The organism is Pseudomonas sp. zfem002, assembly GCF_032621685.1.
GTDB classification, from domain to species: Bacteria; Pseudomonadota; Gammaproteobacteria; order Pseudomonadales; family Pseudomonadaceae; genus Aquipseudomonas; species Aquipseudomonas japonica.
Map to the genome: position 1 here is coordinate 1 of NZ_JAVYJH010000032.1, position 14,039 is coordinate 14,039.

The 14,039-nt window shown below is 65.5% G+C and carries 5 protein-coding genes; 3 read left to right on the forward strand and 2 right to left on the reverse strand.

The window, feature by feature from the left end; genetic code table 11:
* The 3 genes from RTI28_RS27150 to RTI28_RS27160 form a co-directional block, all read left to right on the forward strand.
* Positions 1-1,224: RHS repeat-associated core domain-containing protein (locus RTI28_RS27150; RefSeq protein ID WP_316923364.1), on the forward strand; the 1,224-nt coding region annotated here is incomplete at its 5' end.
* A 4-nt stretch (positions 1,225-1,228) separates the two neighbouring features.
* Positions 1,229-3,925: an RHS repeat-associated core domain-containing protein gene (locus RTI28_RS27155; protein WP_316923365.1), complete on the forward strand. Its 2,697-nt coding sequence runs from the start codon at positions 1,229-1,231 to the stop codon at positions 3,923-3,925.
* On the forward strand, positions 3,922-6,735 hold the full coding sequence (locus RTI28_RS27160) for an RHS repeat-associated core domain-containing protein (protein WP_316923366.1): 2,814 nt from the start codon (positions 3,922-3,924) through the stop codon (positions 6,733-6,735). The genes RTI28_RS27155 and RTI28_RS27160 overlap by 4 nt, the downstream gene beginning before the upstream one ends.
* Positions 6,736-6,762: 27 nt before the next feature.
* On the opposite strand, the gene RTI28_RS27165 is transcribed toward RTI28_RS27160, so the two are convergent.
* Both RTI28_RS27165 and RTI28_RS27170 read right to left on the reverse strand, forming a co-directional pair.
* Complete coding sequence (locus RTI28_RS27165) at positions 6,763-10,845, reverse strand: neuraminidase-like domain-containing protein (protein ID WP_316923367.1); 4,083 nt, start codon at positions 10,843-10,845, stop codon at positions 6,763-6,765.
* Positions 10,842-13,787, reverse strand: a complete 2,946-nt coding sequence (locus tag RTI28_RS27170) for an Ig-like domain-containing protein (protein ID WP_316923368.1) — start codon at positions 13,785-13,787, stop codon at positions 10,842-10,844. Before RTI28_RS27170 ends, RTI28_RS27165 begins: the two co-directional genes overlap by 4 nt.
* Positions 13,788-14,039: the final 252 nt, after the last annotated feature.

The window sequence follows — 14,039 nt, forward strand, 5'->3', positions numbered from 1 at the left end:
CGCTGCGCGTTGCGCTGCCTGCTGTGGAGCGAAGGCAAGCCCGAGGGCATCGCCAATGGGCAACTGCGCTACAGCTTCGACGATCCCCACGGCAGCAGCGGCCTGGAGCTGGATGGCCAGGCGCGGATCATCAGCCACGAAGGCTGGTACCCGTTCGGCGGCACGGCCTGGTGGGCGGCGCATTCGGCACTGGAAGCGAGCTACAAGACGCGCCGCTACTCGGGCAAGGAGCGCGATGCCAGCGGCCTCTACGACTACGGCCTGCGCTACTACGCGCCATGGCTGGCACGCTGGATCAACCCGGACCCGGCGGGCGATGTCGACGGCCTCAACCGCTACCGTTTCGTGCGCAACAATCCGCCGACCCTGGTCGATCACCACGGCCTCAACGCCGACGAGCGTCGCTACGAGATCCAGCCGTTCAGCAAAATGCCCAAGGCACAGGGGTCGACCGGTCGCATGGTGCCGCCGGCCGCCGACAGCAGACTCGCCGCTTTCGTCTACGACACCCTGTGGAGTGTGAAGAGCTACCTGAACAAGGGCGCGGGCAATCAGTACGGTGACATCAAAGGCAGCGACTACCGCTCGATGATTTTCAACGCCATGGCCCGGCAGAAACTGGGCGACGACCTCAGCGACCGCAATCTGGTCGAGCATGCCATGGCCACCGAGGCTGGCCTGTGCGACGACTTCACCCTGACCGGACTGTTCCTGATGGGTTCGGCGAGCGAGCGACCAGGCAACGCCCCGCTGTTTTCCGCCTCGCGAGGCGCGCACCGCTTCGCGCTGGTAGGCGATCACCGCGAACGTGACCCGCTGCTGTTCGAGTCCTGGGTCACCCTGCCCGCCATCGTGCCCTGGTCGCGCAGCCTGCTGGCCGAAGGTGCGGACCTGCCCGTCGACTACACCCCGCGCATGCCCGGCGAGCCCGCCTACGCCATCAGCCGGCAGCGGGTGCGGGACCTGCGCCAGGCGTTCTACGCGCAATCCCCCGCCATCGCCCCGGAGTATCTGCAATCGAGCCTCGACGCCGCCGTACTCGGAGGCCAGGTCTGGTCCCAGGTGTCCGCGATCGACGCGCCAGCGAGCGATCGCCTGGACGGCACCGATTACGCTGCCGCCAGCGTGCCGCTGACCCATTGGGCCAGTACCCGGCGCGCCCTCGACCATGCCCTGGCGATCCGCGACGACAGCTTGCGCGCCCCCCGGTTGCTGCGGTTCTGAGGTCATGAGCAGCTCGATGCATGCCCTCACCCCGGACCTGGCGGTCATCGACAGTCGCCATCTGCCGCTGCGTCACGTCGCCTATTGGCGGGCCGCCGCGGACCAGTCGGCGCAAGGTCGCGTCACCCTCGGCAGGCACGATCCGGCCAGGCAATCGCATACGCAATGGGACCCACGGCTGTTCGAGCGACTGCAGCGCAGGCAGGGCGTTGCCCCGAGCCAGGCCACCCTGCTGTCGCTGTCCGGTCGCAGGGTGCTGAGCGAAAGCGCCGACGCCGGCTGGCAGTTGAGCCTGCCTGGCGAGGCGGGACAGGTCGTGGAGCACTGGGATAGCCGCGAGAGCCACTGGCAGACCGAGCACGACGAGTTGCTGCGCCCCGTGCAGGTTCGTGAAGCGGCCAGCGGCCAGCCGCCGCGCATCGCCGAGCGCTTCAGCTATGCCCGGGACGTCGGCCTGAACCGCCGGGGCCGGCTGGTCCGCCACGACGACGATGCCGGCAGCCGACTGCTCGACGGCTACAGCCTGCTTGGGCAGATCAGCAGCGAAACCCGCCACTTCCTCGCCGCCCTCGACCTGCCCGACTGGCCCGAGACCCCGGATGCCCTGCTCGAACCCGGTGAAGGCGCCACCACCACCTTCGTCCACGGCCCACTGGACCAGGTGCTGGAGCAGACCGATGCGCTCGGCCACCGTCAGGCATTTCACTTCACCCCGAGCGGCGAGTTGGCCGGTGTGCAACTGATCCTGCAAGACGGCACGCGACACACGCTGCTCCAGGCCACCCGCTACAACGCCTTCGGCCAGATCGAAACCCAAACCGCCGGCAACGGTGTCGTCAGTCACTGCGAATACGATCCGGCCAACGGCCGCCTGACCCGCCTGCGCGCCAGTCGTCCCGGTCGTGCCCAACTTCAGGACCTGCACTACGGCCACGACCCGGTGGGCAATCTGCTGCGGATCGAGGACCACAGCCAGCCGGTCAGCCACTTCGCCAATCAGCGCGTCGAGCCGGTCAGTACCTTTCTCCACGACTCGCTGTACCAACTGATCGAGGCCAGCGGACGCGAAGCCGCCGGCGCCATGGTCGGCCCCGAACTGCCGAACCTGGCACCCGACCCCGGCGACGGCAGCCGCCTGCTCAACTACCGCCAGCACTACAGCTACGACGCCAGCGGCAATCTGCTGACCCTCGATCATGTCGGCCAGCACACCTATACCCGGACCATGAACGTCGCCGCGCACAGCAACCACGCCGTGCCCGAACCGGGTGACCCGCTCACGGCTTTCGACCCCAACGGCAACCTCCTCGCCCTGCAGCCTGGCCAGCCACTGCAGTGGAATGCCCGCAACCAGCTGCACGCGACCCGTCAGGTGCAGCGCAACGACGGACCGAACGACGACGAACACTACCGCTACGGCGGCGACGGCCTGCGCGTGCGCAAAGTCGTCAGCCGCCTGGTGTCCGGTCGCGCGCAGCGTGATGAAACCCGCTACCTGCCGGGTCTCGAACTGCACACCCGCCAGGGTGAGTCCTTCGCCGTGATCGCTACCCAGGCCGGGCACTGCACGCTGCGCTGTCTGCTGTGGAGCGCCGGCAAGCCCGAAGGCATCGCCAACGGGCAACTGCGCTACAGCTTCGACGACCCCCACGGCAGCGCCGGCCTGGAGCTGGATGGCCAGGCGCGGATCATCAGCCACGGAGGCTGGTACCCCTTCGGCGGCAGCGCCTGGTGGGCCGCGCATTCGGCCGTCGAAGCGGGTTACAGGACGCGCCGCTACTCGGGCAAGGAGCGCGACGCCAGCGGCCTCTACGACTACGGTTTGCGCTACTACGCCCCATGGCTGGCGCGCTGGATCAATCCGGATCCGGCAGGGCCGGTGGACGGTCTGAACCTGTTCCGGGCCATGCGCAACAACCCGATGACCTGGAAAGACAGCGACGGCCGGGAGCCCACACCCGCCGAGCTGGACCAAGCGGCGAGACCTGACCGCGGCGATGCTTCGGCGCCGATGGGCTTGGCCAGCAGGCTGAATATCCACGCCCTGCCCCATCGCGCGGTGCCCTACCAGGACCCCTTCGGCCAGCACTTCGACTTCGTCGCGGCTGAACTGGGAGACCGCTATCGCATCTACTTCGACAGCAACGCGCCTTCGGACAACCTGATCATCACCGCCCACGCCGGATTCTTTCCATGGACCGGAGATACCCAGGTTCCAGACGGGATGACGCTCGGCTTCTTCAACCCGCATGGCACCGAGCTGGCCGATCCGGGGCTGAGCAATGTGGCGCGGGGCAGCAACAAGGTGTTCGTCCTGATGCAGGGCAAGGACTTCGTGCCCAGGAAGCAGATGGCGCAGGTATTGATCCAGCAAGGCAACACCAAGGCGTTGTCCGGCAGCGAAAAAGCGCAATTCGCGCGGGACTACAGCCTGGAGAAATATGAACTCGACGATACCTCGACCGTCACCCGGGTGCTCAGCCTCAACAGGTCGGACCCGCAGGCACTCCAGTTCGATGTGCTGACGGTGCGCAACCGCAAGAAACCCGCCACCCTCCTCCAACGCCCCAGCCTGGGTGGCGTGTTCCGCGCGCTGCAGAAACATGGCCTTCACTACCGCGCCATCTACTGCCTGATGTGCCGCGGCGCCATCCATGGCAAACCGGGCACCTTCGATCCCAAGCAGGCCCGCGACGCATGAACAACCACACCACCGCCGCGGGCACACACGCCCTGACCCCCGAGCTGTACGCTGTCGATGGCCGAGGTCTGCTTCTGCGCGGGGTAGCCTGGCATCGAACTGCGCCCGGGCAACCGGCGCAACGCCGCGTCGCCCTCGCCCGCTACGACCCGGCCGGGCAATGGCAGCGCCAGTGGGACCCGCGGCTGTTCGAGCGCCTGGACCAGGGTGAAGCCGTCACACCGAGCCAGGGCGCGCTGATGTCGCTGTCCGGTCGCGGACTGCTCAGCGAAAGCGCCGACGCCGGCTGGCAACTGATGCTGCGTGGCGAAGCGGGTCAGGAGGTGGAGCGCTGGGACAGCCGCGACAGTCACTGGCAGAACGTTCACGACGAGTTGCTGCGGCCACTGCGGATTCGCGAACAGGCCAACGGACAGGCCGCGCGGGTCGCCGAGCGCTTCACCTACGCCCGGGAAGATGGCCTGAACCGTCGAGGCCGGTTGGTCCGTCATGACGACGATGCCGGCAGCCGACTGATCACTGGCTACAGCCTCACCGGCGAGGAACGCGGCGAAACCCGCCATTTCCTCGCCAGCCTCGACCTGCCCGACTGGCCCGACACCCCGGATGCCCTACTCGAACCCGGTGAAGGCGCCACCACCACCTTCGTCCACGGCCCACTGGACCAGGTGCTGGAGCAGACCGATGCGCTCGGCCACCGTCAGGCGTTTCACTTCACTCCAGGCGGCGAGTTGGCCGGGGTGCAACTGATCCTGCAAGACGGCACGCGCCACACGCTGCTCCAGGCCACCCGCTACAACGCCTTCGGCCAGATCGAAACCCAAACCGCCGGCAACGGTGTCGTCAGTCACTGCGAATACGACCCGGCCAACGGCCGCCTGACCCGCCTGCGCAGCAGCCGTCCGGGTCGTGCCCAGCTCCAGGACCTGCACTACGGCCACGACCCGGTGGGCAATCTGCTGCGGATCGAAGACCACAGCCAGCCGGTCAGCCACTTTGCCAATCAGCGCGTCGAACCGGTCAGTACCTTTCTCCACGACTCGCTGTACCAGTTGATCGAGGCCAGCGGACGCGAGGCCGCCGGTGCCATGGTCGGCCCCGAACTGCCGGACCTGGCCCCCGCCCCCGGCGACAGCAGCCGCCTGCTCAACTACCGCCAGCACTACAGCTACGATGCCAGCGGCAATCTGCTGACCCTGAGTCATGTCGGCCAGGAATCCTATACCCGGACCATGAACGTCGCCGCGCACAGCAACCACGCCGTGCCCGAACCGGGCGACCCGCTCACGGCCTTCGACCCCAACGGCAACCTGCTCGCCCTGCACCCCGGCCAGCCGCTGCAGTGGAATGCCCGCAACCAGTTGCACAGCACCCGTCAGGTCACACGCAACGACGGACCGAACGACGAAGAACACTACCGCTATGGCGGCGACGGCCTGCGCGTGCGCAAGGTCGTCACCCGCCGGGTGTCCGCACGCACACGACAGGCGGAAACCCGCTACCTGCCCGGTCTCGAACTGCACACCCGGCAAGGCGAGTCCTTCGCCGTGATCACCAACCAGGCCGGCCGCTGCGCGTTGCGCTGCCTGCTGTGGAGCGAAGGCAAGCCCGAGGGCATCGCCAATGGGCAACTGCGCTACAGCTTCGACGATCCCCACGGCAGCAGCGGCCTGGAGCTGGATGGCGAGGCACGGATCATCAGCCACGAAGGCTGGTACCCGTTCGGCGGTACGGCCTGGTGGGCGGCGCATTCGGCACTGGAAGCGAGCTACAAGACGCGCCGCTACTCGGGCAAGGAGCGCGATGCCAGCGGCCTCTACGACTACGGCCTGCGCTACTACGCGCCATGGCTGGCACGCTGGATCAACCCGGATCCCGCGGGCGATGTGGACGGGCTCAACCGCTACCGTTTCGTGCGCAACAATCCGCCGACCCTGAGCGATCCCCATGGCCTGAACCCCGAGGAGAGCGCCTATCATGTCGAGCCCTTCAGCCGCTACCCGCTGGTGCCGCACTCGGGAAGTACCCTGGACCCCGTCGGCACGCGCGCGCTGAACCTGAACGCCGACGACAAGCTCGTCGAACTCGTCTACGACACCCAGTGGAGCGTCAAGCGCTATCTGGACCGCGGGGCGGCCAACCAGATCGGCGACATTCTGCACAGTGGCGCCCAGTCGATGGCCTACGGCGAGTTGCTGCGCCACAAGGTGTCCGACGAGGTGTCGCTGATGGAGCGCGCGGCCCACACCCTGGCAGCGCGCGCGGGCTATTGCGACGAGTTTGCCGCGGTGGGGCTGCTGCTGCTCGGCTCATCGCCGCGCTGGAGCGGCACGCCGCTGTATCTGGCGCAGAAGCCGGGGCATACCTTCGTCGAGGTCGGCGACAATCGCGAGGCAGATTCGCTGATCCTCGATTCCTGGGTCATGTTCCCGGCGGTCCATCACCGCTCGCAGAGCCTGGATATTGCCAGCAACCTGCAGAACTACACGCCCAGCATGCCCGGGGATCCGAACTTCGCGATCAGCCGCAGCCAGGTGGATTTCCTCTATGAAACGCTGTATTCGGGCCGCGTCGACCTGACTGCCGACAGCGCCGCGCGGGACATCGAGTCCGGCATCAGTGGCGGCTTCGTCTTCTCGCAATGGTCGGCGATGCAGGACCCGCAGGCTGTCACCTACTGGGGCCAGGGCGGCGCGGGCGATGCCGCCAGCGTCCCCGAGCCCTTCTGGAACCGGCTGCAGACCACCCTCGGCCATGACCTGCGGCTGCGCAGTGTCCCGGGCATCTTCGAGCGGCTCCAGCGCCTCTGAGCGGGCGGCGAAACCCGCCCGCAGAGGTCAATCCCCCAGCAACTCCTCGACATGCGCGGCGAACTCCGGACCGCCGTCCAGCGCCGTGTAGCGCACCTGGACGATGATATCGGTGAGGCTCTGCAGCAGTTGCTGCTGGCGCTGCGACTGATGCCGCGGGAACTGCAGCTGCCAGTTGGACAAGGCACCCGTGCCCTCGAACGGCAGGTAGCGCTCGTCGTTGAAGTCGAGCTGGAACACGCCATGGTCGTCGAGCCCTCGGGACAGGCAGATGCTCTGGCTGGCCCGCGGGTTGTAGAGGATGTTGCTGGTATCGCTGTCCTGCTGGTCGTAGAGCGCGTTCATCGCCCGCTCATCGGCCTTGAGCACGGTGCGGCTGGCAACCTGGGTGAGCACCGCCTGCACGTCCTGATAGGGCCCGACCAGCGCCGGCAACGACACCGAGACGCTGACCAGCTGGCGCAGGTAGTGCCCCGGATAATCGCCATCGAACAGGCGCGGGGTCAGCTCGAAGTTCACCTTGCCCTCGCCGAGCAGGGCTTCCAGCGCCTGGTTCCAGTCCAGGTCACCACTTTGCCGGCTATCGAACAGTTCTTTCAGCGATACCGTGCGCACCAGTTCCAGGCGCCGTTCGAAGCGTTTCAGCCAGGCCGACTCCATGCGCAGCAGTTGCAGGCGCAACGCCTCGCCGGCGGTGAGGCCGTAATAGTTGTCGAACCAGACGTTGGGCTGGATGAAACGGGTCTGGTAGTCGCCCATCTCGTACTGCCAGCAGGCCTCGCCGTTCAGGCACAGGGCGACCACCGCGTCGTAGGCCTGGAAGTAGAAGGTCGACAGCTGGCTCAGCAGCCACTGGTAGAGATCGGCGTTGGTGTTGCGGGTCTTGAGGAAGCGGTAGTAGTCATGGGACTGCTGCTCGGCTTTGCTGGCCTGCTGCAGCTGCACCCTGACCATCTCGATCGCCGCGTGCTGGGCGGTGATCTGTTCGTCGATGGCCTCCAGTTCGGCGGCGGCCTGGTCGCGGTGCAGCAGCCATTCTTCCTGGCGACGGCGGTACTGTTCGGTGATCGCCAGGCGATCGCCGGCCAGGCGATCCATGCTGGCGATCAGATGGGTTACCCGCGCCGTGGCCTCAAGGGCATCGCCCATGCGGTTATGCCCGCCACCGAAGGCCGTCACGATGATCGAGCCCATCTGCAATCCACCCGCGGCCGCCTCCAGGGCGTGGCCCGCGGTGGCCGTCAGCGACGACTGCTGGTAAAGGGCCATGGATTGCTGCTCGGAGACGGAGAGGTTCTCCCGGGCCAACCGTTCGTAGTGGGCGCGGCGATGATCGACCACCCGCCTGCTGGCCTGCAGCGCCAGCAGGCTGGCGTCGGCCTGCTCCAGGGCGACCTCCTGCAACTGGATAGCGAACTGCGACAGTTCCAGGACATGCGCCTGCTGAAGTTCCTCCTGCAGGGCGCGGTCCTTCAGTTCGCGGTACTGGCGCACCTGCTCGCCGAAGCGGCTGAGGGTCTCCACCGCGCCCTGCAGCCTTGGCAACAGCGCGCGGAAACGGAACGGAGGGATCGGCGCCAGGCTGCCAACACTGCGCTGCACCAGGCCGCTACCGCTGTTCTGCGCGCGCAGCAGGTCCTTGGGATCGGCCAGCGGCGCGTACAGCGGCAGCAGCAATGGCTTGCCGTCGATGGTCAGGTTGTTGCGCAGGTTGTTCACCCGGCTGTGCAGCTCGTCCCAGAGGTCGAGCAGGTCGGTATTCACCGGCAGGCGAAAGCGCGGCGAATCGAGCAGTTCCAGCCATGGCGTGACGTTGCTGGCCCGATGCAGCGGCAGGCCCAGCGGCAGCTGCGCCTCGACTCCAGCAAACAGCGTGGCATCCGGCTTGGCAGCCTCCGCCAGGCTAACCGGCTGCCAGCGACCGATCATGCGATTGTCCGGTTTCGGCCCGAGCAGACTCAGGGCGCGGACATAGATCAACTTGGCCTCGTTCAGCGCATCGCGAGTCAGGCGGCGGTACAGCAGGTCGCCATAGGCCAGCAGGTTGCGCACGTAGAACATGAAGATCGCCTTGCGGTAGTGCACCGGCCGCGAATAGCAGATGGCATCCGGGTCGGCGATGCCCTCGATCTCGTAGTCGCCCATGCTCGGTTCTTCCAGAGGACGCACCGACCAGTAGAACGGGCTCGGTGGCGAGGTCGGCTTGATCCGTGCCTGCGGATTGAAGATGCGGTGCAGCCAGCGCTCGGCGGCCAGGTAGTCGAACTCGTGGTGCAGACGCCAGGCCACGGCGTGAGGAATGTGGAAGAACAGCTCCCAGAAATAGCGGCCATTGGCGCCATGGAAGTCCATCAGCGGCTTGTCCGTGCTGCCCGGCAGCGGTGCTTCCTCGATGTGCTGGGTGTCCCAGCTGATCAGGGCGTCCACCGAAACCATCGCCCGCGCCACCAGCTCGCGGGCGAACAGGGTGTTCAGGCGCACGTAGCGCAGGCCTTGCAGGCCAAGGTTATCCAGGTCCAGGTACTGGCCGCCGGCGTGATCCACAAACTGCGGCGGGCTGGGCAGGATGTCCGAGATGACGACTTCGTAATGGTTGACCGAAGCCACCCCGACCGCAGGCAGACCCAGCTCGATCACGAAGGGCTTATCGAGATTCTTGACGCTGTAGCGGATGGTGTCGGTGTACACGGAGCCGTTGAGCAAGCGCTCGTGGTCCCACTCAAATACCTCCTTGCCTTCCTCGTAGCCGGCCATCCTGAACCGCGTCCGGGACGGCCCCCAGTATCCCTGTGACAGGCTCGTGAAGCCTTTGAGCTCCAAGGCCAGCTTCCCTTCGGCATCGAGTCCCAGGGAACGGCGTAACCACAGCGACTGGTTGTACGGCCCGGGCACGGCATATTTGCCATCCAGTACATTGGTTACCTGAAGCCCTATGGGCTTGTCGGTCGCCAACGGATGCTGCAGCGCCTGCGGACGCTCGACGAAATGCCAGATGCCCTGGAGTAGCTGCTCGAGGTACTTGTCGCGCGCCGCCGGGTCGCCCACCTCGCCTTGGTACAACAAGGTGAACCGGGTATCCAGCACCAAGGCCTCGAACAGCGACGTGTCATTGGCGGTAAAGGCAAGGATGATCTTTCGGGCGCTGCGGTCCGCTTCATTGACATAGGCAACGAACTGACTTTTCACCCCGAAGGCGTCGTCGAGTTCGAGGTCATAGCTCATGGGCACCGACCAGGTGCCCTCCAGCGAGCGGTAGGACAGATTCACGCTGTAGCGGTCGACGCTCTCATGCAAACCCGGCACCTCGGCGCGTACCGCGGGCAACGGTTTCTGCTCCCGGCGGCGCTCGACCCAGGCCACGTAAAGGCGGCCTTCGATCATCAGTGGCCGTATCTGCAAAACCTCGTGCCCCTTGGGAATCTCCACTGGCATCCATTCGCCCCAGGCGGTGGGACTGAGGTAGTCGTCACCCTCGGCCCGCACCGCGTCGGGCTCGCCGAAGCGCACCGCGGCCTTGCGCCAGAACCAGGCATGGGGCTCGACGTTCTGCCGACCGATCAGGTAGTAGTCGGAATTGCGGAAGTCCTGGCCGTCGACATAGCCACTGACTACCCGCAGGTTGCTGATCCGCTCGAACTTGTCCAGGTAGTGTTGCAAGGCACGCTGCACCGAGTCGTCGGAGATACGGCTCTGGTTGGTGTCGTTGATGAACTCGCGAAACGCCTGGGTCTGCTTCAGGCGCAGGCCTGGTTCCAGGTAGTTCTCCGGGTAGTCCTGGAGCTTCTGGTTGGCGCCCCACACCGTATATTCGCTCCTGGCCACGCGCCATTCTTCCTGCTCGCGGCCTTCGAGCATGCCCAGGTAGCCGGGCTCCATACCGTTGAAAATGGCATGGATGTACTGCTGCAGGCTGGCCATGCCCATGGCGATGCGGCTGGTATCGACCTGGGCGCTGACCTGGTTGTCGATCAGGAGGAACTCGTAGAGGTCCTGCTCGGTGACCAGGCCGCGGGCGCCTTCGACCGGGTGTTGCGGGACGATCTGGCCGAGGTAGTAGGCAACCAGGGCGTCGCGGTGGTCTTCGGCGAGGGTGGCGAAGAGCGGGTTCATGAGTCTTCTCCCTTGGACATGTCTTCGGTGACTTCGAGCTTGGTCTCGCCGATCAGCCAAACGATGTCGGCGGTCTCACGCACCGTGTCGATCTTCGCGAAAACCGGCAGCTCATCCGGTTTCGGGATGGTGACAACTGCCGCAAACCCCTCCGGGGCTGGTAAAAACGACCTATCAACACCGCTGGAACCGCAGAAGGTCACGAATTGCCAATAGTCATCCAACTGGGTGAAAAGCCGGCCCTTCCGAGGATTGATTTGGGTCCCAACCTCATAAAGATTTCCTGCATCTGCAACCCACATGTCGCAGACAGCCATTTCCCAGACGTTCACGTCCCGCTTCCATTGAAAATACGCAAGCCCGATGGGCAGGTTACCCCTCGCCCGGATGGGGGAGTTGCGGGTATCGATATCCACATAGGTCCGCCCCTGCGCATCGGTAGGCCCACCACTTAGAAACTCGATGCTGCCATTCTGGGTTTTATCCGCAAGGAGCACTACGCCCGCCAACGGTCCGGTGGCGTCGCGCAGTTCAATGTGACAGCGAGACACCTCCTCTATATCGGCGACATAGAAAGTTGAGTAAGAGAGCACCCCCGATTCATTGTCAGGTACCACGCTCAGCGTGGCATCGCTGATGATCCGCTCCGCCGTGAAGACATTCGATCCCGCGAACTGCACGCGCTTGCTCAGTTCACCAACGGCATGGAACGCGCAGCTCGAGCCCAGCTTGCCAGCCTCGCCCGTGAACGAAGGCACATACAACAAGAGAGAATCGTCACCGACGTGCTCCAACTGCACCTCGACCGGTTCACTGGCCCCGTCCAGGGTCGCCCGCAGCGCCCGGTGACCTTCGCGAAAGCTGGGCGGAACAGGGCCGTTGCGCCGGCGTAAAATTCCGGACAGTCCGGCCGTGGTTGCCGAGGCGGCAGAGCCGCGGAAGAAATGCAGTTCGCTTTTCTCCAGATCCAGCAGATAGCGCAGGCCTACCCAGATCTGCAACGTGGTACCGAGGTTGGAAGTCACATGCAGGCGCATGTGGTTGTTGGAGGGATCGCTGTTGGGCAGGAACGCCGCGTTCGTGCAGTCAATCCTGAGAGTGACCTTGCCTTCGGCGTCGCAGTGGAGGGTTTCGCCAAGAGGCGGGTCGAACACCACGCCCAGCGCAACGGGATCCGCATAGTTTTCCAGGGTGAAGGTCAGGCGAGCACCATCGTCGCCTGCACCGTCGATACGCTCGGCAAAGACCAGCAGGTCGGAAGACAGCCCGGGGTCGACCGCGAATATCACCCTTGCGGCGTCCGCCAGTACGATACCGGGGCTGTCCGGTCCTGGCTGCGCAGCCAAACGGGTATGAGGCACCACCACCTGAACCTTGAAATCGAACTGTTCACCTTCCTTCACCCCACGCACGGTGATCAGCCGTTCGCCCAGATCCTCCTCGCGGAAGAATCGCTGGTAGCCTGCCGAGCCATCCGCGCTGGTGTAGGTCGTGGCCAGCAGCTCTTCGCCAGCCCACCAGGTCACCGGATAGCCCGCCGCCGCCGGCTCCAGGCGCACCCGGAATGTTGCCGGGCGAGCCTGATGCAGGCTGTAGTACTGCTCGGCAGGTTCCGTCTCCACCAGGGTCGGCAACGGGTGAACCGTAGTCCGCGCCGACGACAGCGGCTTGAGGTCCTTGTGGTCGAACCGGGCGTTGATGGTCAGCGTCACGTCGCCCGGCTCGGCAGCCAGGTAGGTGATGACGGCGATACCGTCGGCATTGCTGATGCTCTTGGCCGGATCCTGGACGAAGCCACCGAAGTCCGTCGACCACAGCACCGTCACATTGCCCTTGGGGCTGCCATCGAGATTGACCACCCGGCACCTGGCGGTGGTGGGCTGGGTGGCGGCGATCGGCCCATCGAAACGCACGTACTGGAAATACAGCTGTTCGAGGAAGGTCACCGGGTCGAAGCTTTCCTGTTCTCCGTTGACAGGTAGTTCCGCCATCACCGTCGCCACCCCGGAGGACAGGCTGCGCAGGCGCGCGCTGGCGAAGCCTTCGCCATCGGTGCGGGTCTGCGGCCGTTCGAAGATGCCCAGGTCAGTGCTCCACTGGACGATCTGGTCACGCCCCGGGTTGCCGTGCTCGTCGAATACCCGCAGGTGAAAATCGACAGTCTCGAGGTTGCCCGCCAGTGCCTCGTCGGGCTGGCGCACGGGGTCGGAGATATACAGTGACTCCAGGTCGCAGTCGATATGGACCAGCGGCGCGAGGATCTGCCGGTCGAGACCGAAACGGGCGATCACCTGAGCCGCACCCATCTCCTCCCCGGCCTGCAGGTCGATCCAGACCTGGCCATTGACGTCGGTGCTGCTGGACGACGGCGCGTCCAGGCGTGACAGGTTGGTCTCCCAGGCCACGCTGATGTTGGCCAGCGGCTCGCCCAGAAAGTTCTTCACGGTCAGCAGGCAGCGCGCCTTGTCGTCCGTGCGCGCCACCAGGCGCTGGGTATCCACCACGATCCACGACGCCTCGCTCTGGCCCAATTCGCCCTGGATCGGCACCGCCGGTGCTTCGAGCGCCGCGGTCAGGCTGCTCAAGGCGCCTTCGGCGGCCGAACGATAGGCCTCGCGGCTGCTGTTGCCGCGCAGCGCGCCCAGTTCCACGGCCGCGGCAGTGCCCAGTTGCAGGGTTGCGCAGGCCAGGCGCACACGTACCAGGTGATCCATCTGCCGCACGCTGGAGATCAGGCCATTGGCACTGATCTCCAGCGCGGTCTCGAGAATGTCGCGGATGCCGAAGCCGGTGAACTGGGCGATCTTGCCGGCGGCATCCTCGCGGATCAGGCGCAGGTCCTCTTCGCTGAGATCCGGCGGCAGCTCGCCGACCAGCTTGAGGTAGTCCAGCAGTGCCTGTTCGGCCTGGCGGGTGAACTCCAGCAGATGGCGGTACTGCACCAGTATCGCTAGAAGCCCACTCAAAGCCACGTCTGACGTGGCTCATGCGCCTAATCTGTCTAATATGGATTCGTCTTTTTTGCTTGGTTTCGCCCAGTAAACCCGTGACTTACAGCAAGGGTATTAGACAGCCCAAGCCATGCCTCTCCGGCGTTCTGCCGACCTATAATCACGTCGTTTCATCATTCGTCGGTGACTCATATCCTGCATTCAGGACGGCCAACCATTCGGAGCTTGCCCCCTGCCTGCTAT